The sequence below is a fragment of the Limnobacter sp. genome, from assembly GCF_036405155.1.
GTDB lineage: Bacteria > Pseudomonadota > Gammaproteobacteria > Burkholderiales > Burkholderiaceae_B > Limnobacter.
In genome coordinates, this window is record NZ_DASWYD010000004.1 from 432,223 (window position 1) to 453,505 (window position 21,283).

20 protein-coding genes are annotated in these 21,283 nt (G+C 56.0%); 8 read left to right on the top strand and 12 right to left on the bottom strand.

The genetic code is table 11. The annotated features are described in order from the left end of the window. Positions 1-2: 2 nt before the first annotated feature. Both VGE55_RS05910 and VGE55_RS05915 read left to right on the top strand, forming a co-directional pair. Complete coding sequence (locus tag VGE55_RS05910; protein ID WP_331130771.1) at positions 3-617, top strand: TRAP transporter small permease; 615 nt, start codon at positions 3-5, stop codon at positions 615-617. 2 nt (positions 618-619) lie between these two features. After that, complete coding sequence (locus tag VGE55_RS05915; protein WP_331130772.1) at positions 620-1,903, top strand: TRAP transporter large permease subunit; 1,284 nt, start codon at positions 620-622, stop codon at positions 1,901-1,903. Positions 1,904-2,554: 651 nt separating this feature from the next. On the opposite strand, the gene VGE55_RS05920 is transcribed toward VGE55_RS05915, so the two are convergent. Beyond that, the gene (locus VGE55_RS05920; RefSeq protein WP_331130773.1) at positions 2,555-3,634 is read right to left on the bottom strand and encodes a tartrate dehydrogenase; all 1,080 of its coding nucleotides are present in this window, start codon (positions 3,632-3,634) and stop codon (positions 2,555-2,557) included. A 108-nt stretch (positions 3,635-3,742) separates the two neighbouring features. On the opposite strand from VGE55_RS05920, the gene VGE55_RS05925 reads away from it, so the two are divergent. The 3 genes from VGE55_RS05925 to VGE55_RS05935 all read left to right on the top strand — a co-directional run bounded on the left by VGE55_RS05925 (position 3,743) and on the right by VGE55_RS05935 (position 6,314). Continuing rightward, on the top strand, positions 3,743-4,639 hold the full coding sequence (locus VGE55_RS05925) for a LysR family transcriptional regulator (protein WP_331130774.1): 897 nt from the start codon (positions 3,743-3,745) through the stop codon (positions 4,637-4,639). A 288-nt stretch (positions 4,640-4,927) separates the two neighbouring features. Then, entirely contained in the window at positions 4,928-5,911 is a 984-nt protein-coding gene (locus VGE55_RS05930) for an NAD(P)-dependent oxidoreductase (RefSeq protein ID WP_331130775.1), read from the top strand. After that, on the top strand, positions 5,904-6,314 hold the full coding sequence (locus tag VGE55_RS05935) for a hypothetical protein (RefSeq protein WP_331130776.1): 411 nt from the start codon (positions 5,904-5,906) through the stop codon (positions 6,312-6,314). Before VGE55_RS05930 ends, VGE55_RS05935 begins: the two co-directional genes overlap by 8 nt. Here the strand turns inward: VGE55_RS05935 and VGE55_RS05940 are convergent. The 3 genes from VGE55_RS05940 to VGE55_RS05950 all read right to left on the bottom strand — a co-directional run bounded on the left by VGE55_RS05940 (position 6,304) and on the right by VGE55_RS05950 (position 9,622). After that, positions 6,304-6,678, bottom strand: a complete 375-nt coding sequence (locus tag VGE55_RS05940) for a DUF779 domain-containing protein (RefSeq protein WP_331130777.1) — start codon at positions 6,676-6,678, stop codon at positions 6,304-6,306. The genes VGE55_RS05935 and VGE55_RS05940 overlap by 11 nt on opposite strands. Positions 6,679-6,775: 97 nt before the next feature. Beyond that, positions 6,776-8,296: an aldehyde dehydrogenase gene (gene adh / locus VGE55_RS05945; protein WP_331130778.1), complete on the bottom strand. Its 1,521-nt coding sequence runs from the start codon at positions 8,294-8,296 to the stop codon at positions 6,776-6,778. 258 nt (positions 8,297-8,554) lie between these two features. Beyond that, positions 8,555-9,622, bottom strand: a complete 1,068-nt coding sequence (locus VGE55_RS05950) for a substrate-binding domain-containing protein (RefSeq protein ID WP_331130779.1) — start codon at positions 9,620-9,622, stop codon at positions 8,555-8,557. 96 nt (positions 9,623-9,718) lie between these two features. Between VGE55_RS05950 and VGE55_RS05955 the strand changes: the two genes are divergently transcribed. The 3 genes from VGE55_RS05955 (at position 9,719) to VGE55_RS05965 (ending at position 13,522) form a co-directional block, all read left to right on the top strand. Next, positions 9,719-10,576: a quinoprotein dehydrogenase-associated SoxYZ-like carrier gene (locus VGE55_RS05955; RefSeq protein ID WP_331130780.1), complete on the top strand. Its 858-nt coding sequence runs from the start codon at positions 9,719-9,721 to the stop codon at positions 10,574-10,576. After that, complete coding sequence (locus tag VGE55_RS05960) at positions 10,573-11,568, top strand: quinoprotein relay system zinc metallohydrolase 1 (RefSeq protein WP_331130781.1); 996 nt, start codon at positions 10,573-10,575, stop codon at positions 11,566-11,568. Before VGE55_RS05955 ends, VGE55_RS05960 begins: the two co-directional genes overlap by 4 nt. A gap of 208 nt (positions 11,569-11,776) precedes the next feature. After that, on the top strand, positions 11,777-13,522 hold the full coding sequence (locus VGE55_RS05965; protein WP_331130782.1) for a PQQ-dependent methanol/ethanol family dehydrogenase: 1,746 nt from the start codon (positions 11,777-11,779) through the stop codon (positions 13,520-13,522). Positions 13,523-13,788: 266 nt separating this feature from the next. On the opposite strand, the gene VGE55_RS05970 is transcribed toward VGE55_RS05965, so the two are convergent. The 8 genes from VGE55_RS05970 to pqqB all read right to left on the bottom strand — a co-directional run bounded on the left by VGE55_RS05970 (position 13,789) and on the right by pqqB (position 21,244). Then, a complete protein-coding gene (locus VGE55_RS05970; protein WP_331130783.1) occupies positions 13,789-14,985 on the bottom strand; it encodes a YbfB/YjiJ family MFS transporter in 1,197 nt (398 codons plus the stop codon). Between the two features lie 134 nt (positions 14,986-15,119). After that, positions 15,120-16,406 carry an OmpP1/FadL family transporter gene (locus tag VGE55_RS05975; protein ID WP_331130784.1) on the bottom strand — a complete coding sequence of 429 codons (1,287 nt, stop codon included), beginning with the start codon at positions 16,404-16,406 and terminating at the stop codon, positions 15,120-15,122. Positions 16,407-16,552: 146 nt separating this feature from the next. Further along, positions 16,553-17,368 (bottom strand): ABC transporter permease, encoded by an 816-nt coding sequence (locus VGE55_RS05980; RefSeq protein WP_331130785.1) that lies wholly within the window; start codon positions 17,366-17,368, stop codon positions 16,553-16,555. Further along, on the bottom strand, positions 17,365-18,138 hold the full coding sequence (locus VGE55_RS05985) for an ABC transporter ATP-binding protein (RefSeq protein WP_331130879.1): 774 nt from the start codon (positions 18,136-18,138) through the stop codon (positions 17,365-17,367). Before VGE55_RS05985 ends, VGE55_RS05980 begins: the two co-directional genes overlap by 4 nt. Before the next feature lie 9 nt (positions 18,139-18,147). Next, positions 18,148-19,323, bottom strand: a complete 1,176-nt coding sequence (gene pqqE, locus VGE55_RS05990; RefSeq protein WP_331130786.1) for a pyrroloquinoline quinone biosynthesis protein PqqE — start codon at positions 19,321-19,323, stop codon at positions 18,148-18,150. A gap of 9 nt (positions 19,324-19,332) precedes the next feature. After that, positions 19,333-19,593 carry a pyrroloquinoline quinone biosynthesis peptide chaperone PqqD gene (pqqD, locus tag VGE55_RS05995; protein WP_331130787.1) on the bottom strand — a complete coding sequence of 87 codons (261 nt, stop codon included), beginning with the start codon at positions 19,591-19,593 and terminating at the stop codon, positions 19,333-19,335. Continuing rightward, positions 19,590-20,315 (bottom strand): pyrroloquinoline-quinone synthase PqqC, encoded by a 726-nt coding sequence (gene pqqC, locus VGE55_RS06000; RefSeq protein ID WP_331130788.1) that lies wholly within the window; start codon positions 20,313-20,315, stop codon positions 19,590-19,592. Before pqqC ends, pqqD begins: the two co-directional genes overlap by 4 nt. Then, complete coding sequence (gene pqqB / locus VGE55_RS06005) at positions 20,312-21,244, bottom strand: pyrroloquinoline quinone biosynthesis protein PqqB (RefSeq protein WP_331130789.1); 933 nt, start codon at positions 21,242-21,244, stop codon at positions 20,312-20,314. The genes pqqC and pqqB overlap by 4 nt, the downstream gene beginning before the upstream one ends. Between the last annotated feature and the right edge of the window lie 39 nt (positions 21,245-21,283).

A 21,283-nucleotide genomic window follows, 5' to 3' on the forward strand; every position in this document is an offset into this window, starting at 1 on the left:
AAATGCTATCCAAGGTTTTTGACCACCTTGAAGAAGCCTTGATCACGTTTCTGATGGGCGCCGCCACGTTGATCATCTTCGTGGCGGTGGTTCATCGGTACCTGTCAGGTTTCGACATTCCCGTCGTTCAAGATTTTATTTTGTCCATCAACATGGCTTGGGCTCAAGAGCTCTGCATCATCATGTTTGTGTGGATGGCCAAATTTGGCGCTGCGTACGGTGTACGCACCGGCATCCACGTGGGTGTCGATGTGCTCATCAACAAACTCAGCACGCCATGGCGCAACAAGTTCATCGTGTTCGGCTTGTTGGCTGGAGCCTTGTTCACTGCTGTGGTGGGCACATTGGGCGCAACCTTTGTTTGGGACAACGGCGCTCACTATGCGTTCTACAGCTGGTTTGGCGGCAACATGGACGGCCTTTATGAAGGCCCAACCACCCCTGACCTGGAATGGAGAACCTGGACGGTATACAGCGCAATTCCGTTGGGCTCCTACCTCATGTGTACCCGCTTCCTGCAGGTGGCTGTTCAATTTATCAAAACCGGTGAATTGCCTCACCACGACCACGGCCATGTAGACGGTCTGGACGACGAAGACACCGCCGAGGTCAAATAACCATGAACGCATTCATCATTTTTGTATTGCTCTTGGGCCTGATGCTCACGGGTATGCCCATCTCCATTTCATTGGGTCTAACGGTTCTCACTTTTTTGTTCACCATGACCAATGTGCCATTGGAATCGGTGGCGCTCAAATTGTTCACGGGCATTGAAAAGTTCGAGATCATGGCAATCCCGTTCTTTATTCTGGCGGGCAACTTCCTCACACATGGCGGGGTGGCCAAGCGAATGATTCGATTTGCCACGGCCATGGTGGGCCACTGGTACGGTGGTTTGGGTTTGGGCGGTGTATTGGCCTGTGCGCTGTTTGCAGCCGTGTCTGGTTCCTCTCCCGCAACCGTCGTAGCCATTGGCTCCATCCTGCTGCCAGCCATGGTGAAGGCCGGCTTCCCACCTCGCTTTGGCGCAGGTGTGATTACCACCTCGGGCGCTTTGGGCATTCTCATTCCGCCTTCGATCGTGATGGTGATGTACTCGGTCGCCACCAATACCTCGGTGGGTGCTTTGTTCATGGCGGGTGTGGTTCCGGGTATATTGTTGGCCATTTTCTTGGGTGTTACCACCTGGTACCGTGCCTGGAAAAATGACTATCCCCGCCAGCCCAAGGCCACCATGGCCGAGCGCTTCAAGGCTTTCAAAGATGCTTTTTGGGGGTTGATGTTGATTGTGGTGGTGATGGGCGGTATCTACACTGGTCTGTTCACGCCCACGGAAGCGGCCGCCATGAGCGCTGTGTATGCATTCATCATTGCGGTGTTTGTGTACAAAGACATGACGATCAAGTCCATTCCGAAGATTCTGCTGAACTCAGCCAACATGTCTGCCATGTTGCTGTACATCATCACCAACGCTGTGCTGTTCTCGTTTGTGATGACCAATGAGCAGATTCCACAGGCTTTGGCTGACATCATCGTCAACAGTGGCTTGGGCGTTATCGGATTCTTGTTGGCTGTGAACATCATCCTGCTGGTGGCCGGCAACTTCATGGAGCCGTCGTCCATTGTGCTGATTTTTGCACCCATCATGTTCCCGATTGCCATCAAGCTGGGCATTGACCCTGTTCATTTTGGCATCCTGATGGTGGTGAACATGGAAGTTGGGATGTGCCATCCACCTGTGGGCTTGAATCTCTATGTTGCATCTGGCATCACCAAGATGGGTATCACCGAGCTGACGGTTGCCGTGTGGCCTTGGCTGTTGACCATGCTGGTGTTCCTGGTCTTGGTGACTTACTGGCCTGCACTGTCCCTGGCATTGCCGCGTTACCTGGGTATGATCTAGCGCATCTGACTTAGAACATCATTCAGTATTCTATTGAGGCTCACAGTGTGAGCCTCTTTTTTTACTTGCATACAACGCTGGTAGACCGTGCTGCCCGCATCGCCCCTTAGCAAAGCCGGCAGCCCGCTACCTTTTACAGCCCCCCAGCAACACCGGTAGCCCGGTCCGAACGCCCCCCGAAGGCAAAGGTTGCCCCGCGCTGATTGGGCAAAATCGCGAACCGGACCGATAACTCGCCACTGCGTGGCTCAAACATCTCGGTCCGTGTGTTCGAATGCTGTGCGGGTCAAACCGATCGGGTGGCTGACTGTTCGGCGCCGGGCATACCGGTATTGCTGGGTGCGTAGCGGTTCAGTGCGTGCGGACTGCGCGGTTCACCTTCCCTGCAGCGACAGTCAGGACAATCTGCAAAAACGTGACAAGCAGGCGCGGTGGGCAAGCTCAACGAGCTTGCTCAGAGGTCGATTCCCGACCGTCTCTTTTGGAGGGTCGACCTCAGCGGTCGCGAGGCCTAGGTTTTGAATCACAGATTGGCCGTCGCTAGGGGTAGGTGGCTGCGCAGTGCCGCAGACGTCAATTGATATAGCGAGGAGGGGGGTATACGCGCGAAGCCGGGGTACACCCAGCATCGCACGGTGTTTTAAGACAGGTTTACTTCACGCATTCAGCGATGGCTTTGCCCACATCGCTGGTGTTGGCATTGCCACCCATGTCGGGTGTTCGTGGACCTTCAACCAGTACGGTTTCAATGGCTTTGAGAATGGCATCATGCGCAGCTTTAAAGCGAGCATCGCCTTTGCCGATGGAGTCGAGCATCATGGCGCCGGACCAGATCATCGCGATGGGGTTGGCAATGTTTTTGCCATAAATATCCGGGGCGGAGCCGTGAACTGGTTCGAACAACGATGGGAATTGGCCCTCTGGATTCAAGTTGCCGGATGGTGCAATACCGATGGTGCCAGTACAGGCTGGACCCAGGTCGGACAGGATGTCGCCAAACAGGTTCGAGGCCACCACCACATCAAAGCGTTCAGGGCTCAGCACGAAGCGTGCTGCCAGAATGTCCACATGGTATTTGTCCCAGCGCACATCGGGATACTGTTTGCCCATGGCTTCAACGCGCTCGTCCCAATAGGGCATGCTGATGGCAATCCCGTTTGATTTGGTCGCGGAAGTGAGGTGTTTTTTCGGACGGCTTTGAGCCAAGTCAAAGGCATATTTCAGAATGCGGTCCGTGCCCTTGCGGGTAAACACCGCTTCTTGCAAAACGGTTTCGCGGTCTGTGCCTTCGAACATACGGCCACCCACAGACGAGTATTCACCTTCGGTGTTTTCACGAACCACGTAGAAGTCAATGTCGCCTACTTTTTTGTTGGCCAGCGGGCAGGGAATACCTGGCATCAGCCGAACTGGGCGCAGGTTGACGTACTGGTCAAACTCACGACGGAATTTCAGCAGCGAGCCCCACAGCGAAATGTGATCGGGCACTTTGTCAGGCCAACCCACAGCACCAAAATACAGGGCATCAAAATCAACCAATTGCTCAAACCAGTTGTCGGGCATCATCTTCCCGTGTTCGAGGTAATAGTCGCAGTGGGCCCAGTCAAAGTGGGTGAATTGAAGGTCGAGGCTATAGCGACAAGCTGCGGCTTCCAGTACACGCAAACCTTCCGGTGCCACTTCATTACCAATGCCGTCACCGGGCAATACAGCAATCTTACGGGTTGTCATGATTTTTCCTGATTTTGGGTGGATTGAACACCCATCCATCTTATCGATAAACCAAGGAGTTTATAAACAGATAAAATGTTGAACAATTAATAACCAAAAAGTTAATTTATGGGCCATAAAACGCCATCGCTGGATGAATTAGAGTTGATTGTTCGTCTTCGACAATTCGGCTCCTTGTCCGCCTGCGCAGACAGCATGGGTGTGTCTGCTGCATACATCAGCAAGCGGTTGGCGCAAATTGAAAGCCGATTGGGGCTCAAGCTCTTTCACCGGACCACACGGCATTTGTCGCCCACCGAAGTGGGCGAGACTGTGCTGGAGTGGGGGCAGCGTGTTTTGGATTCCGCACAGGATTTGCTCGATGCGGTGTCGGCTGAGCGTTTAATGCCCCGTGGCTTGTTGCGGGTGTGTTCCAGTTCAGGGTACGGTCGGGCACGTGTGGCACCCGCGCTGTCGCAACTGGTCAAAACCTATCCTGAGCTTCAGGTTCAGTTTGAATTGTTGGATAGGCGGGTGGATTTGCTCACCGAGGGCTTTCACCTGGATATTCGGGTGGGGGAAGCCACCGAGCCCGATCTCATGTCGCGGCAAATTGCCCGCAATCAGCGCATTCTTTGTGCAAGCCCCAATTACCTTCGCAAAGCCCCTTCAATAGAAAAACTGCTGGATTTACAACACCACGACTGTTTGGTGATTCGAGAACGCGATCAGCAACCCGGTCGGTGGGTGCTTGCAGGGCCAAACGGCGAGGAGACGGTGCGGGTTCAGGGGCCGTTGTCTTCCAACAATGGGGAGGCTGTGCGGCAATGGATACTGGACGGGCATGGCATTGGTTTGCGCAGCGTGTGGGACGTTGCGCCCTTGCTCCGCAGTCGGAAATTGGTTCGGGTGCTTCCCGCTTACAGCCAGGAAGCCAATGTCTACGCGGTGTATCCATCGCGTTTGGGAAGTTCGGCACGGCTTCGGGTGTGTGTGGAGTTTTTAACCCACTACTTGTCTTCCTGATGCCTGTTTGCCCCTCATTCAGACTTAGATAAATTGAACCACGGGTTTGTGAAGTGCCACTTAGCGGTCCTTTAAAACAAAGCATCCAAAGAGTGCACAATGACCAGCCTATCCATCCGTAGTCAAGCCTTTACACAACCCCCAGTCCAACAATCATTCGTCGCTGCCAGGCGAAGTCAACCCAATGCTGTCTTGTCCCGATTCGCCACTCGCCCCATGGGGCAGGTTCTGACCCGGTCGAATGCGCGTGACTGTGGGGCGTCTCTGAATATCGTGTTGGCGGAGCCCATGGGGCAAACCGCACTGGCTCGCATTCAACGGTTGTCTGCCCAAGAAGCCAAGGTGACTTCTCTGCCTGTCATCAAAGGCTCACCCGATGAGCTGACTGAAGCGGTGGTGAACGCGATGAAGGGTCAGTGCACGGACCTGCTGGTGGTGCGCGGCAACTGCAAAGTCAATCAGGATTTGATTGAGCGTTTGTCTGCCGAAGACCGGCCAAAGTTTGTGTTACGGGCAGGTACCGGCATGGACAATTTGAACATGGATTACCTGGATTCCCAAGGGATTGGTTACACCAATACACCCGATGTGAACACCCAAAGTACGGCAGAGCACGCCTTGGCTTTGATGTTGGCCGTTAAACGAAAAATTCCCCAAGCCGATGCCCGCGTCAAGTCTGGTGAATGGAATCGTTCGGTGTTGACGGGCTCTGAATTGGGTGGAAAAACCCTGGGTATCATCGGTGTGGGCCGCATTGGTGGTGTGGTGGGTACGGCTGCAAAAGCCTTGGGCATGACGGTGATTGGTCTGGCCTCAGCACGTCGCAAGGCTGCACCAGGAGAGTTGCCTGCCTATCTCAGTGGGTATGTATCGCTGGACGAACTGTGCGAGCGGTCGGACGTGCTCACCTTGCACGTGCCATTGGACAACACAACCCGCGGAATGATTGGTGAACGGCAGATCGAACAATTGTCGGGCCGAAATGCAGTGATTGTGAATGCAGCCCGAGGCGGTGTGGTGGCCGAAGCCCCACTATTGGCAGCGCTGGAAAGTGGCGCCATTGGCGGTGCTGGTATTGATGTGTTTGTTCAAGACCCCGCACCGGCGGGCAGTGTGAGCGATCGCCTGGCACGCCATCCGAATGTGGTGGCCACGCCGCATGTGGGTGGTCAAACCGTGGAAGCCAGCGAGAAAATGGGTGACGCAGTGGTTGAGCAAGCGCGCCGTATGTTGCAAGACCGCCCACAAGCCCGAGGCCAGTTCGATGCATGATGACCCGATACCGGACGCATTTGCCCGATTCATCGGTCAACTGGAGCGGGCTACAGGCAAAGCCGTCAGTGTTCATAATCCTGTTATCGATCTCGGTGATGCACGTCTTTGCTTGCACTGGGTTCAGGCCGAGGGCATGCCATCCAGCGTGGTGTTTGCGTTCACGTTGACGGCATTCGAAATTCAGGATGCGGCAACACTGGCTCATTTGCTGAGCCTGAACCGGGACATGCTCGGTACTTGTGCCTTGCCCGCCTGTTTTTGTCTCGATGAGTCAGGCCATCATGTGCAGTTTCAGCAGCGCATGTTGCTGGAAGATATGCCCATTTGGGCGCTGGAACGGTATATCCATGACACATTGGAGCGTATGCGTGAGCTGTTTGTGATCGTGGTCAAACCATAACCCGTTCAATCGGTGGCAAGTTTGAAAGCTCGTCATCCGAGTACAGTCTGGAGCGCGTCAAGAAGCGAAGGCCCGTTGGCCGTTCCAGACTGAACATGCCGCCATTGCCTTTCACCACGTCGATGGTGAGGTGGGTGTGTTCCCAATATACAAATTGGGATTCACTCATATAAAACGGCACGCCACCAATCTCGCCCAACTTGACATCGGACGGTCCCAAGGGGAACTCGTTGCGTGGAAACAGCATCGGGGCACTGCCGTCGCAGCAACCGCCGCTTTGATGAAATATGACTTCGCCGTGTTGGGCTTTCAGTTGAACAATCAACTGTTCAGCCTCTGGGGTGCAACTGACTCGTACAGACATTCACGGCCTCCGGAATAATGCATATGGACGACCGCCGAACCCGGGTAGGGCACGGCGGTTGATGACCCAACACAATCAGCGTGTGTGCTGAAAGTGCTTAGAAGAAGCCCAAGGCGTTGGGGTTGTAGCTCACCAGCAGGTTTTTGGTTTGCTGGTAGTGGTCCAACATCATTTTGTGGGTTTCGCGGCCAATGCCCGATTGCTTGTAACCACCAAAGGCAGCGTGTGCCGGGTACAGGTGGTAACAGTTGGTCCACACGCGGCCTGCCTGAATGGCGCGACCCATGCGGAATGCGCGAGATCCATCCCGGCTCCACACCCCAGCACCCAAACCATAGAGGGTGTCGTTGGCAATTTGTAAGGCTTCGGCTTCGTCCTTGAAGGTGGTCACCGACAACACAGGTCCAAAAATTTCTTCCTGAAAAATGCGCATCTTGTTGTGGCCTGCAAACACGGTGGGCTTCACGTAATAGCCGCCGGCCAAGTCGCCACCTTGTTTGTTTTGCTCACCGCCAATCAGGCATTTCGCACCTTCCTGTTTGCCCAGGTCGATGTAGCTCAGGATCTTTTCCAATTGTTCAGAAGACGCTTGCGCACCAATCATGGTGGACTCATCCAGTGGGTTGCCCATCTTGATCTTTCCAACACGGTCGATGGCACGCTCCATGAACTTGTCGTAGATGCTTTCCTGAATCAGCGCGCGGGACGGACAGGTGCACACCTCGCCTTGGTTCAGGGCAAACATCGCAAAACCTTCGAGGGTTTTGTCGAAGAATGCATCGTCGGCATCCATAATGTCTTCGAAAAACACGTTAGGTGATTTGCCACCCAGCTCCAGTGTGACTGGAATCAGGTTTTGCGCGGCATAGCTCATGATGAGGCGGCCGGTGGAGGTTTCACCCGTGAACGCAATCTTTGCAATGCGCTTGTTGGAAGCCAAGGGCTTGCCAGCTTCCAGACCAAAGCCGTTGACGATGTTCAACACGCCAGCGGGCAGCAGGTCTGCCACCAGGTCCATGAACACCAAAATGGAGGCAGGCGTTTGCTCGGCGGGCTTCAGCACCACGCAGTTGCCTGCTGCCAAAGCAGGGGCCAGTTTCCACGCCGCCATCAGGATGGGGAAGTTCCAGGGAATGATCTGACCCACCACGCCCAGCGGTTCCTTGAAGTGGTAGGCATAGGTTTGGTGATCGATTTCGGCGACGGTGCCTTCTTCCGAACGCAGGCAGGCCGCGAAATAGCGGAAATGGTCAATGGCCAGTGGAATGTCGGCAGCCATGGTTTCGCGCAGTGGCTTGCCGTTGTCCAGCGTTTCGGCCACGGCCAGCAGGCGCAGGTTCTGCTCCATGCGGTCGGCCACTTTGTTCAGGATGGTGGCCCGTTCGGTGGGTGAGCGTTTGCCCCAGGCGTCTTTGGCAGCATGCGCTGCGTCCAGTGCCAGTTCGATGTCTTCGGCTTGCGAACGGGCAATCTGGTTAATCACTTGCCCGGTGACCGGTGTGATGTTGTCAAAGTATTGACCACCCAGCGGGGCAACCCATTTGCCGCCAATGAAGTTGTCGTATTTGGATTTGAACGGGAAGGCCACGCCCAGTTTCATTTCATCAACCATGTTCATCAGTCCCTACTCCTGTTGTTGTGTGTGAAGGTGTGGGGCCTAGCGCAACGGGCATGCCAGCAAAACCCGGTACACACTTCGGAAGCGACGTTCAATGGATTGAGAGACGATGGACAAACAACCGGAAACGGATTGCTGAATTCTGCGAGGGGTGTGACGTTGTTTGCGGGTGTGTACGCATGAAATTATGCAGTGTCTTGCATAATTTTGTTGCGTTGCATCGTTTTGAAACAGCTGAGCTGAACGTGCACGGTGGAACTACACATCGTTTAAAAAACTTTCCAGCGGTGTGATGTGTCCCAGCCTGGGTGCTGTGTAGCCCGATGTGGATTGTATGACCTGTAACACTTCGTCGGACTGTAACCAAGGTAGCAGAATGTCCATGGCTGGGAAAGTCAAATCGTTGCTGTGCAGCACCAAAAAATAACGTTCTGTGGACACAGGTCTGAAGTGAAGCTTGTAATGATCTGCCGCCGCCCGAATGCCAAGCCCCAGGTCGCCATGCCCTGCGGCAATGGTGCAAGCCACTGCCAGGTGGGAGTTTTCCTCGTGGAAATAGCCGGGCAAGTCCTCTGGGTTTAAACAGGCCTTGGCAATCAGTGCGTTCAATTGGTGGTGCGTTGAGGAGGCGGAGTTTCGATTCACCAGCAAAGCCTGTTTCCGGGCCACATCGTCCAGCGTGGGGTGCCGGGTTCCGGCACGGCTCATCCAGCCCACTTCACGCTCAAACAATTCAACCACGGACAGGTTGGTGCCCCGCAGCCATTTCCGCATGATCTGGTGAACATGGGAATGTTCTTCCAGACCCACTGGCAAGTGGCAGCCCGCAACCCGAACCTCGCCACGGTGAAGGGCAGACAGTGCAGCAATGCTGCCCGACCATCGCAGCGACACCTGCAGGCGCTTATACAGCGCGGTGGTTTGAAAGAGGCTTTGCAGGGCATAGTCGTCGCTCATGGCCAAGCTGATCCAGGGCTTGTTCAAATCCACATCCAGCCATTCGGCATTCAGCTGCTCAACCACCACACCCAGGTCAGGGGCCATGCGGACCTGGCCCTGTTCAACCATCCACAGCACCTTGTGACCAAAGCGGGTCAGGCAAGCACCTGCGCGACCTTGTGTGGCAATCATGTCCTCGCCCAGCAGTGCATTCAAATGTTGCACCTGGGACCACAAGGTGCGGTAGGAGACCCCCAGCGCTTTGCAAGCCAGCGAGAGCGATCCATGGGTCTGAATGGCGTCCAGAACCTGCAACAGGCGAGCATCGAGTTCAATCCATTGGCCGTCGTCTTTTTTCCAGCGGGCGGCGACTTTCAAATTCAGCATGGGGCCTCAAGCAAGGTTTTGTCAGTTTAGGCATGTCGATTGCTTGCCTTTGGGCCAATACAATCAAAACAGCAGCACCCGTGGGGGCAGTCATCCATGAACAACAGCAACAGTATATTCGCAGAGCGTTTGGGTCTTGCCATGCAGCAAGCGCGCCGATGCGTCGTCTTTTTATGCATGCTTGCGATTTTCGGGCCAAGCCCTGTTTGGTCCATAGAATCCAATCAATCGGTGGACATTCAGCTCACCGGGGGTGATCCACTGGATTCCATGCAATGGCCCGACCTCAAAAACCAATATTTGGGTGTCAATGCGCGTTCGACATTTGACACCGCCATCAAGGTGACCGTACCGATGTTCGCCGAAGATGCGATGAACGTTCCTGTGAGTTTTGATGCCTCGGCCTTGGGCGAGGTGAAAAAAATCATGGTGTTGGTTGATCGCAATCCCATTCGGAAGGTGCTGGAATTCGTTCCAGTTAAAACCAAGGCTGCCTTGAGTTTCCGTTTTAAGTTGGAGCAGGCCAGCCCCATACGCGTGGCAGCCTTGACGCCGGACAATGTGTGGCACGTTGGCTATGCCTATATTGAGGCCTCGGGTGGCGGCTGTACCGTGCCCGGCGCTACACGGGCAGATGGCAGTTGGCCCAAGACCTTGAACCAGGTCGCTGGCAAATTGTTTGATCCCAATGAGCTGCGGCAAAGTGCGCGCTTGCGGGTGCAAGTCTCCCACCCCATGGACACCGGCTTGGTCGCGGGCGTGCCCGCGTTCTACATTGAAGAGTTGACCTTGCGGGACAGTCGCCAGCAGGTGTTGGCGCGTTTGTACCCGTTCGAGCCCGTGTCGGAAAACCCGCTGTTTTCGTTCGACTTTGACCAAAAACCCAATGGACCGATGACGCTTGTGGGGCGAGACAACAATGGCAACCGCATTGACGCACAGGTGCAGCCATGAGCCGTTTTGCCTTGCGCTTGACACACCTTGCTTTGCTGGCGCTGATGGGGACAGGGTCAGCATTGAATGCCCTTGCGGCCGATGGGCCGATGGTGTCGCTGCCCCAGGCAGACAAGGCCCGCCTGGACTACGGATTAAAAGCCACAGACCTTGGGCGCGGTTGGTATTTGATGGCTGGTGCGAATGACGACTTCAGCCAAAACAATGGTTGCAACATCATCAACACCGGTTTTCTGCAAACCGACAACGGTGTGGTGGTGATCAACACCGGCACATCCAGGTTATACGGCGAACAGCAACACGCACTGATTGACCGAGTTACAGGCGGAAAACCGATATTGCAGGTGATCGCGCTGAATTTGCACCCGGATTATTTCATGGGCAATCAGGCCTACGCTGCCAACACCTTGACGGCCACCCCGACCACTGCACAGGGTATTGCTGCCGAGGGCAAAGCCTACGAGGACAACTTGTTCCGGCTGTGCGGCGACTGGATGAAGGGCACGCAGGCGGTGGTCCCACAACCCAGCATTCAAAACACCGGGCTGGTGAATATTCAAGGTCGCAAACTGACCCTGCTCGAATTGAAAGGGCACACCGCATCGGATTTGGTGGTGTTTGACCCAGACAGCCGTTTGATGTGGGCGGGTGGCTTGGTGTTTCACAACCGGATTGTGACCACCCCACATGCACAGATTCAGCCCTGGATTGAAAGCCTTCAGCGGCTGAAGGCGCTGAAACCCTCGGTGGTGATTCCCAGCCACGGCCCCATTTCAAGCGGTACCGAGGCCATTGACCAGACGCTGGATTACCTCACGTGGCTGGATGGCCGGTTGAAGACGGCTGCGCAGTCCGGCGCGGAGATGAACGATGTGATGCAAGCGGGAGCCCCCGAGCGTTTTCGCCAGTTTGCGGCTTATCCCGCCGAGTTTTATCGCAATGTGACCAACCTGTACCCCGCGTATGAACGGGCTGCTTTGCGGAAGCCATGATGTTCCGGACGTATGTTGCAGGTGTCCCAAACTGAAACACATTGATCTCCGGTGGTGTCCCGTTCTGCTCAAGTTAGAGGAAATAGTCGGATTGGCACGAAGCTTGCGAAATGGTTCCACGGGTCGTCCAAGGTTGGTGAATACAGGACGGAAAACCTCAGTTAAGCAACAACAGCAAAGCAACGACGAGAGAGAGGAGAAATTCAAGATGCGCAAGACACTGATTGGCGCAATGGTTGCAGCCGCACTGGTTGCACCCGCAGTAGCCTCAGCCGGGGTTACCGATGCAATGATTCAAAACGATGCCAAATCCACCGAGGACATTCTGTCCTGGGGTATGGGCACAGAGGGTCAGCGGTATAGCCCCCTGAAACAGATCACACCCCAGAACATCAGCAAGCTGACACCCGTTTGGTCGTTCTCCTTCGGTGGCGAAAAGCAGCGCGGGCAGGAAAGCCAGCCTGTGATTCACAATGGCAAGATGTTTGTGACTGCGTCCTACTCACGCATTTACGCATTGAATGCTGAGACTGGCGAAAAAATCTGGAAATACGAACACCGTTTGCCAGAAGGCATCATGCCCTGTTGCGACGTGGTGAACCGCGGTGCAGCGCTGTATGACAACCTGGTGATTTTCTCGACGCTGGACGCGCAGTTGGTGGCGCTGGACCAGGACACCGGCAAGGTGGTCTGGAAAGACAAGATTGACGACTACGCTGCCGGTTACTCCAACACGGCTGCCCCCATCATCGCCAATGGCTTGGTGTTGACCGGTGTGTCGGGTGGTGAGTTTGGTGTGGTGGGTCGTGTTGAAGCGCGCGATGCCAAAACTGGCCAGATGGTGTGGGTACGCCCCACTGTTGAAGGCCACATGGGCTACAAGTTCGACAAGGACGGCAACAAGATCGAGAACGGTATTTCCGGTACAACCAACGCCAGCTGGAAAGGCGACCTGTGGAAGACCGGCGGTGCTGCCACCTGGCTGGGCGGAACGTATGACCCCAAAACAGGTTTGGCTTACTTCGGTACTGGTAACCCAGCCCCATGGAACAGCCACATGCGCCCAGGCGACAACCTGTTCTCCTGCTCCACCGTTGCGGTGGATGTGAAGACGGGCCAAATCAAGTGGCACTACCAGGGCACGCCCAATGATGGTTGGGATTATGACGGTGTGAACGAGTTCGTGACGTTTGACCTGAATGGCAAACGTGTGGGTGGCAAGGCCGACCGCAACGGCTTCTTCTACGTGATTGATGCGAACAACGGTAAGCTGGAAAACGCCTTCCCCTTCGTGAAGAAAATCACCTGGGCCAAGGGCGTGGACCTGAAAACTGGTCGTCCAATTTTTGATCCGGCCAACCGTCCTGGCGACCCCACGGTCAAAGATGGCAAGAAGGGTGAAACCGTGTTCTCCGCACCGTCCTTCCTCGGTGGCAAGAACCAGATGCCCATGGCCTACAGCCCCGACACCGGTTTGTTCTATGTTCCCGCCAACGAGTGGGGTATGGAAATCTGGAACGAACCCATCACCTACAAGAAAGGTGCTGCTTACCTGGGTGCCGGTTTCACCATCAAGACGTTGCCTGGCGTGGACTACATCGGCGCACTGCGCGCGATGAACCCCAAGACCGGCAAGATTGAATGGGAAATCACCAACAACGCGCCGTTGTGGGGTGGTGTGCTCACGACCGGTGGCAACTTGGTGTTCTGGGGTACGCCTGAAGGCTACCTGAAGGCGGCCGATGCCAAGACCGGTAAGGAAGTGTGGAAGTTCCAGACCGGTACTGGTGTGGTTGCACCGCCCGTGACCTGGAAAGGCAAGGACGGCAACCAGTATGTGGCTGTTGTGGCTGGCTGGGGTGGCGCTGTTCCCCTGTGGGGCGGCGACGTGGCCAAACGCGTGAACTACCTGGAGCAGGGTGGTTCGGTGTGGGTGTTCAAGCTGTCCAAGTAATTTTGCAGTAATTTCCGCAGCAATGCGGGGCGGCAACCTTCTGGTTTTTGGTTGAATCGGGGTTGCCGCTGTCGTGAAAGATGTTGTTTCACCCCCGAGTTTCTTGCCTGCTCCGCAGGAAACTTGCACGACGCAAACGTGTTCATCAAATTGCTCCTTGGGACCTTTCTTTGGTCATGATTGGGGATCAAAGAAAGTTGAAGCGGTTTGTGAGTCTCCTAAAACGAATGCGTCTTTAATGCCCGGCTTTCATGCCGGGCTTTTTTTTAGGCAGTTCGACTTTCGTCGCGCCGAAGCGGCACCAGCAGGGCTGTGCCCACCACCATCACGCCAGTGGCCACCAGCAACGAGCCAGAATAACTGCCGGTTGCTGCGGCAATGTAACCGGCCATGGCGGGTGCGGCAATTTGTGCCACACCATAACTCACCGTGAGCTTGGCCATGGCTTTGGCCGGGTTGGCCGGGAAATAACGCCCAATCAAGGTCAGGGTGAGGCTCACGATGCCCACAAAGGTTCCACCGAACAGAATGGCGCTGACGATATTCAAGGCCACGCCATCGGTCAGCACAGGCAAAATGATCGAGATGATTTGCAACACGTAGGCAATCAGCAAGGCGCCGATGACCCCGGTGGACCGGGCAACACGGTCCCACACAAAACTGGAGGGTGCTGCGGCCAAGCCCACAATGACCCACACCCAACTGCCACGCCCAGCCAACAGCGGCAACTTTTCCAGAATGGCCACAATGAAGGTGGCGCTGAGCACATAGCCGAAACCTGCGCAGAAGTAGGTGGCCAGCAGCAGGTTCAGTGTTTTACTGGAAGGGGGTGGTGGGCTCATGGCTTGAGCCTGGACCGACAGTGCCTGCGGCGCTGGCAACCAAAACCAGGCGGGGAAAAAAGTGAGGACAGCCAATACGCCAAAGGCAATCCATTGTTCATCCCATTGCAGGTGGGGAATCATGAGTCCCACTGCAGCACCGGACAGCATGATGCCCAGCCCGACGCCTGCAAAGTGCAAGCCCAGCTCGGGTTTGTGACCCTTGCGCATTAGCCAGTTGAGTACCAGTCCGGATGCCAGCAGCATGCCTGCGGTGCTGGACAGGCCCCCGATAAAACGCAGGATGGACCACAGAATGGGGTCGGTTGTCATGCCCATGGCAAAGGTACTGAGCACGCCCAACACCAGGCCGATGCGGTACAACACAAATTTGGTGGTGAGGTCGGCAATGTTGGCGGCCAGCAACGCACCGGCAATGTAACCCACATAGTTGAAGGTGGCCAACCAGCCACCGGCCAGATAACTCAACCCGGCCTCGTTGCGCATGACAGGCAGCAAGGGGGTGTAGGCAAACCGGGAAATGCCGACTGTGAGCAACAGTGCGCAAATGCCGGCAAACAACACTTGTGCGCGGTGGGTGGGTTGGAGGATGCCAGTCTTTGGCGGTGTGGCGGTGTTCATGGGGATGGTGTGTTGGTCGCGAGCACGCAGTGTACTGCACCATGCTGAAAATTTCCCTCAGGGTTTAACTGGTGCCTGGTGACGACACCCATAAAAAAAGCCCCTTGCGGGGCTTTTTTGGGCGCAGTGCGGTCTTAGAATTTGTAAGCCAATTGGGCTGACAACACGTAGGCATGGCCATCGGCTTCGCCCACGATGGTGTTCTGTTGGCCAGCAGCTGGATTGCCCTCCGTGCGGTTCACATTGGCGCTCTTGGGTTTCACGTACTGGAATGCCACATCCACTGTGGTTTTCTTGTCGATCAGGTATTGGGAACCCAAGGCCAGGGTGTAGCGGTCTTCATCCGGCAGGCGGACAGTGCGGCGTTCATCGGGCACAGGTGAAATGTCATACGCCAAGCCAGCTTTCAGGTTCACGTGGTCGTTGTACTTGTAAATACCGCCCACTGCAAAGCGCCAGGTGTTTTTCCATTCATAGTCTTGCGGGGTGAGTGCTGCGGCACCGGGGCCCGCATTTTTACGCTGGAAGTCCAGTTGCTGAATGGTGCTCCACTCGGTCCAGGTCGCATCCGTCAACAACTGCCACTTGGGGTCCAGTTGAGTCACGCTGGAAATGGCCAGGCTGGCTGGCAGGCGGATTTTGGAGGTGAGGTCGCTGTTGGAGAACACAGCGGCCACCGGTGCGGGCACGTTGCTGAAGGTGACATTCCCTTCCAGATCTTCTTCAATCGATGAACGATAGGCCACACCGACCCGGGTGTTTGGGGTGATCTGCCCCATGACTCCCAGGTTAAATCCGTAGCCCCAACCATCGCCCTCAATGGAGGTTAGTCCTTCAGTACCGCCAAATGGTGCAAAGTTGACCTTGGACGTCAATTTGGCATCCAGCTTTTGGGCTGACACACCGGCACCCACGGACCATTCTTTGTTGACCTGGTAGGACATGGACGGGTTGATGTTGATGGACTTGATGTCGGATGTAACGCCTTGGAAGCGACCGGCCCAGTTGGGGTCATAGTCGGTTTTCAGGCCAAACGGGGCGGTGACGGACACACCAAAGTTGATCTGGTCATTGTAGGGAACCACCAGGTGAAAATTGGGGATATAACCCACGTCACCAAAGCTGCTGCCCGCACCAGCTGGACGTCCGGGGGGTGGGGTGGAGCTGGTGGTGTTGAAGTCTGCATTCAGGTCCACATAGTGGGCGCCCAGCACAAACTGGCGCTCTTTGATGCGGCTCATGGACGCCGGGTTGAACCAGGCGGCGCTGGCGTCTTCACCGATGGCGGCTTTGCCGGCAAAGGCCACGCCGGCACCACTGGCGTTTTGTTCAAGCAGGGCAAAACCGGCGGCATGGGCTGTGCCGGCGGCACACAACAGGGCGAGGGCTGCTGGGATGGAGCGTATTTGGAATGGTCTCATGTCTTCCTCATTGAGGTGGATTTGGATGTGAGGCCATTGTAAGCAAAATTCCGAACGGTCGTGCGGAAAATGATCAGTAAATTATCTATTTTTTGTTAAATTGTTGTATTTGGGTAATTCAATAAATAGACGATCTGTCAATAAATTCAGCCGTGTTGAAGGGGTTGCACTGCGCCACCCTGTTGATATTTCCACAGCGCCAAACCCAGCAAAAGCGCGGTGCTGCCAACCAGCAGACCTGCGCTCCACAACACCGAATACTCAGCATGGCTGCCAAACGCGTGGCGGAGCAGGTCAACACCATAGGTGAACGGGTTCAGTTGGGCGATGGCGCGTGCGGCAGCAGGCATGCTGTGGGTGGGGTACAGCGCACCACTGAAAAAGAACACCGGGAAAATGACGAAATTCATGAGCACGGCAAAGCCATCAATGCTTTTGGAAAAAACGCCGCACACCACACCCAGACTGGCGCAGGCCGCAGCACACAGGGTGGTTCCCGCCAGCAGCAGCCCAAGGTGGGGCAGGGTGAATTGTCCTACCCAGGCAAACCAGGGTGTGAGCGACCAACCCAGCGGGTGCACCAGCCAATTCAGGATCTCCAGCAAGATGAGGATAAAGCCCAACAGGCCAGCTTGCAGCAAGGCACCCAGCATGGCGGCCAAGGCTTTTGACAACAGAACATGAATGGGGTGAACGGGGGCGGTCACCAGCAGGCGCATGGTGCCAGCATCTTTGTCCAGCGCAATCGACAAACCGCCGATCATGCCACCGAACAACAAGGTCATGGCCACAATGCCCGGCAACAGGCGCGTGCTGTAATCAGCGCCTGCCAGGGCTTGCAGGCCACCGCCGATGACCCACATCCACAACAGCGGACGCACCATGGCTGCCGCCAGTCTGTCCCGTTGGCGAAGCTGTTTGTGCATTTCACGGCGCAACACGGCAATGTAGAAATTCTTCATTCTCCGCTGTGGTCCTTCTGCAATGTCCACACAAACCAGTCGGTCAGGTTCACGGGTCGGGTGGCGGTAACGCATTGCGCAGGCATTTGTTGCAGGGCCTGGGCTGGTGTGCCTTGCCAGTGCACTCGGCCCTGGTTCAGGAATACAACCGCGTCGCAACTGCCCGCCTCATCCATGCGGTGTGTGGCCACCAGCAGCGTCAACCCGGCCTCCGCTTGAAGTCTGGTCAGGGTGCGCCAAACAGCGTCTTTGGATGGCACATCCAGCGCATTGGTGGGTTCGTCCAGAATCAACACGTTGGGTGTGTGGATGAGTGCGCGGGCGATGTCAACCAGGCGTTGTTGTCCGCCTGACAAACCAGCCACGGTGCGATTGAGCAATGGGGCGATGGGTACCAGCTCCATCAGTGCTTCTACGCGTTGGTCGCAGGCTTTGGCGCTCATGCCCTGAAGACCGGCTGCAAAGCGCAGGTTGTCTGTCACGCACATGAAGCGGTCCAGTGAAACAGACTGGAACACAAAACCCAGTTGCCCGCGTGCAGCAGGGCCCAGCGCGCCAATGTCTTGCCCTTGCAGTTCAACGTTGCCGTTGCCGGGTCTTAAAAGCCCTGCAATCAGGCTGATGAGGGTGGTTTTGCCAGCACCATTGGGGCCCAGCAAACCCACCAAGTGGCCTTTGGGAATCTGGAAGTCGACCTGTTGAAGCGCGGTTTGCTGACCCCAGGCGTAGCTGAGGCTGCGGCAAGCCAAGGCGGGCGCTGGCTGGGGCATCACGGTCAATCAGGTGCTGGACAGGTGACGGGAATTGGCATCGTTGCGGTACCACACCACGGGTGCCTCGGTCAGACCAGCGCCTGCCTGCTGTTCGGCTTTTTGTACTTTGTAAACCGGTTGGTTTGGGCTCATGGTTTGAGCCTGCTCCACAAATTGCACCACCTTCTCGTGGTGGGGGGATTTGTGGCACACCGGGTCGGCCTGGGCGGCATCACCCGTGATGAGATAGGCCTGACAGCGGCAACCACCATAGTCCTTGGCTTTGTCGGGGCAGGTGCGGCAAGGGTCCTTCATCCAGCTGTCCCCGCGGTAGCGTGTAAAACCGTCCGACTCATACCAAATGTGTTCAATGCTGTGGGTTTTGACATTCGGAAACTCAAAGCCGGGCAGCATGCGTGCGGCCTGGCAGGGCAGTGCCGTACCGTCCGGGCTGATGCTGAGAAACACGTTGCCCCAGCCACTCATGCAAGGCTTGGGGGTTTTCTCAAAATAGTCGGGCACCACAAACAGCAGTTTCATGCGTTTGCCCAGCTTTTCCCGCCACACCTGCACCCGTTCTTCGGCATGGCGCAATTGCGCGTGGGTGGGAATAAGCGCCGCCTTGTTTTGGTAGGCCCAGCCGTAATATTGGGTGTTGGCCAATTCCAGGTATTCCACGCCCAGTTTTTCGGCCAGTTCGATGATGGCGTCGATGTGGTCCAGGTTCAAGCGGTGCAGCACCACGTTCAACACCATGGGCCAGCCAGCGGCTTTCACGGCTTGAACAATCTCCAGCTTTTTGGCGAATGTCTTGGTGTCAGACAAGGCGTCGTTGGCCGCCTGGGTTGCGTCCTGAAAACTGACCTGAATGTGGTCCAGGCCCGCCTTTTTCAACGCCTCCAGCCGTGCAGGCTTCAGGCCGATACCAGAGGTGATCAGGTTGGTGTAGTACCCCAGTGAATGGCCATAGGCCACCAGTTCTTCCAGATCATCCCGCAACAGCGGTTCACCCCCCGAGAAGCCCAACTGCACCGCCCCCAAGGCGCGTGCTTGTTTCAGCGTGTCCTTCCAGGCTTCGGTGCTGAGTTCAGTGTCTTGCCGTGTGTAGTCCACCGGGTTGTAGCAAAACACACAGTGCAGTGGGCACCGGTAGGTCAATTCAGCCAATAGCCACAGCGGGCCAGCAGGGCGAGGCGTTGCCATGGTCACGATTTACTCAATCCAGTTTCGGCGCAGGGCTTCTTCCAGCATGCTGGTGATGTCGGCGCCCAATTCGGGGGTGTTGAATTTGGCTTCCAGCGTCGCGATGATGTCGCCCACCGTGCGTGAGCCATCGCACAGCAAGAGGATTTCACTGGCCGACTGGTTCAGTTTGACCATGCCCTCTGGATACAACAGCACGTGGGTGTTTTGCGCGGCTTCGTATTGCAGGCGAAACAGGCGGTTAAGTGTGGGGTGGGTGGGCAGGTTCATGCGGCTGCTTTCCTGTGCGAGGTTGATGTGTCGTTGGGGTATGCCGCGGCAATCGCGTCTGACATGCTCCACAACACATCCAGCTTGAACTGCAAAATCTCCAATGCGCGCATTTGCTCTGCCCGTGTTTTGAAATGGCGCAGCGTGACCTCAAGGCCATGCTCCACATCGCGCTCGGCCAGGCTGATTCGGGACCGGAAATAGTTCAATCCATCACTGGCCACCCACGGGTAGTCGGTGGGCCAATTGGCCAGGCGCTGTTTGTGAATTTCAGGTGCGAACATTTCAGTGAGCGATGAACACACCGCCTCCTGCCAGGGCGCTCGGCGCGCAAAGTTCACATAGGCATCCACCGCAAAGCGAACGCCGGGCAGCACCAAAGCCTGGCTCCACAACACACTGCGTTCAATGCCCACCGCTTCACCCAGTCGGCTCCAGGCCTCGATGCCCCCGGCATTGTCGCCAAAGCCATCGTGGTCCATGATGCGCTGAATCCAGCGGCGACGGGTTTCGCGGTCATCGCAGTTGGCCATGATGGCCGCGTCTTTTTGGGGAATGTTGAGCTGATAGTAAAACCGGTTGGCCACCCAGCCTTGCAGTTGGGCTTTGCTGAGTTTGCCCTCGCGCATCTGCACATTGAACGGGTGATGAATATGGTAGCGGTCACCTTTGCTGCGCAACTGGGCTTCAAATTCCGCGTGGGTCCAGGGTTGCTCGCTCATGCCACTATCTCCATGCCATCGTAGGACACTTCAATGCCATTGTCGGCCAGAATGGCGCGCTCGTCGCTGTGGTCGTACAAAATCGGATTGGTGTTGTTGATGTGGATGAGCACTTTGCGTTGATGCGCAAACTGGCGCAACTGGCTGATCATACCCGACCCTTTTTCACCCGGTTTGTCGGTTTGGGGCAAGTGGCCCATGTCGGCGGCCATTTTGCTGGAAAAGCCTTGGGTGATCATTTCATCTTCGGTCCAGAAGGTGCCATCAATCATCAACACATCGGCTGCCTGCATGTAAGGCAGAATGTTGGGTGTGATTTCTCCAAGACCCGGTGCATAAAACACGGTTTTGCCCGTGGACACGTCTTCAATCAGCAAACCGATGTTGTCGCCCACGCGTTGGGCGTAGCGGTTGGGTGAGTAGGGCGGTGCCTTGCTGACCAGGGGAATGGATTTGATTCGAATGGTGTCCAGCGGTGCAATGCTGAAGGGCTCGTCACACTCGGTGCACAGCGGGGTCCACTGCACGCCACAATAAAAGCCTAGGGTGGGCACCAGTGGCAAGCCATTGGTGAGGTCTTCCCACACAGCGGGCGTGGTGTACAGGCGCATGGGCGTTTTGCTTTCACGCATCATCAGCAGACCGGTGGTGTGGTCGATTTGTGCATCCATCAGGATGACTGCGGCAATGCCCGAATCACGCGGGCTGCGATTGGGTTGTAACTCGGGTGTGTTTTTGATTTGTGTCAGCAGGTCTGGGGAGGCATTGACCAAAATCCAGTTGGCGGATCCATCGGATATGGCAATCGACGATTGCGTTCTGGCTTTGTAACCGGGTGCACCTGCGCGCACCGCCTGGCAGTTTTTGCAGTTGCAATTCCACTGCGGAAAGCCACCACCGGCTGCGGATCCCAACACTTTTATTTTCATGGGTTTGTTTGCTTCAGGGTAAAAAAAACCCTGAGCCCC

What these genes read in the sequence shown, in the direction of transcription:
- VGE55_RS05910 (WP_331130771.1), top strand. Translation starts at nt 3, where the DNA reads ATGCTATCCAAGGTTTTTGACCACCTTGAAGAAGCCTTGATCACGTTT.
- VGE55_RS05915 (WP_331130772.1), top strand. Translation starts at nt 620, where the DNA reads ATGAACGCATTCATCATTTTTGTATTGCTCTTGGGCCTGATGCTCACG.
- VGE55_RS05920 (WP_331130773.1), bottom strand. Translation starts at nt 3,634, where the DNA reads ATGACAACCCGTAAGATTGCTGTATTGCCCGGTGACGGCATTGGTAAT.
- VGE55_RS05925 (WP_331130774.1), top strand. Translation starts at nt 3,743, where the DNA reads ATGGGCCATAAAACGCCATCGCTGGATGAATTAGAGTTGATTGTTCGT.
- VGE55_RS05930 (WP_331130775.1), top strand. Translation starts at nt 4,928, where the DNA reads ATGGGGCAAACCGCACTGGCTCGCATTCAACGGTTGTCTGCCCAAGAA.
- VGE55_RS05935 (WP_331130776.1), top strand. Translation starts at nt 5,904, where the DNA reads ATGCATGATGACCCGATACCGGACGCATTTGCCCGATTCATCGGTCAA.
- VGE55_RS05940 (WP_331130777.1), bottom strand. Translation starts at nt 6,678, where the DNA reads ATGTCTGTACGAGTCAGTTGCACCCCAGAGGCTGAACAGTTGATTGTT.
- adh (WP_331130778.1), bottom strand. Translation starts at nt 8,296, where the DNA reads ATGAACATGGTTGATGAAATGAAACTGGGCGTGGCCTTCCCGTTCAAA.
- VGE55_RS05950 (WP_331130779.1), bottom strand. Translation starts at nt 9,622, where the DNA reads ATGCTGAATTTGAAAGTCGCCGCCCGCTGGAAAAAAGACGACGGCCAA.
- VGE55_RS05955 (WP_331130780.1), top strand. Translation starts at nt 9,719, where the DNA reads ATGAACAACAGCAACAGTATATTCGCAGAGCGTTTGGGTCTTGCCATG.
- VGE55_RS05960 (WP_331130781.1), top strand. Translation starts at nt 10,573, where the DNA reads ATGAGCCGTTTTGCCTTGCGCTTGACACACCTTGCTTTGCTGGCGCTG.
- VGE55_RS05965 (WP_331130782.1), top strand. Translation starts at nt 11,777, where the DNA reads ATGCGCAAGACACTGATTGGCGCAATGGTTGCAGCCGCACTGGTTGCA.
- VGE55_RS05970 (WP_331130783.1), bottom strand. Translation starts at nt 14,985, where the DNA reads ATGAACACCGCCACACCGCCAAAGACTGGCATCCTCCAACCCACCCAC.
- VGE55_RS05975 (WP_331130784.1), bottom strand. Translation starts at nt 16,406, where the DNA reads ATGAGACCATTCCAAATACGCTCCATCCCAGCAGCCCTCGCCCTGTTG.
- VGE55_RS05980 (WP_331130785.1), bottom strand. Translation starts at nt 17,368, where the DNA reads ATGAAGAATTTCTACATTGCCGTGTTGCGCCGTGAAATGCACAAACAG.
- VGE55_RS05985 (WP_331130879.1), bottom strand. Translation starts at nt 18,138, where the DNA reads ATGCCCCAGCCAGCGCCCGCCTTGGCTTGCCGCAGCCTCAGCTACGCC.
- pqqE (WP_331130786.1), bottom strand. Translation starts at nt 19,323, where the DNA reads ATGGCAACGCCTCGCCCTGCTGGCCCGCTGTGGCTATTGGCTGAATTG.
- pqqD (WP_331130787.1), bottom strand. Translation starts at nt 19,593, where the DNA reads ATGAACCTGCCCACCCACCCCACACTTAACCGCCTGTTTCGCCTGCAA.
- pqqC (WP_331130788.1), bottom strand. Translation starts at nt 20,315, where the DNA reads ATGAGCGAGCAACCCTGGACCCACGCGGAATTTGAAGCCCAGTTGCGC.
- pqqB (WP_331130789.1), bottom strand. Translation starts at nt 21,244, where the DNA reads ATGAAAATAAAAGTGTTGGGATCCGCAGCCGGTGGTGGCTTTCCGCAG.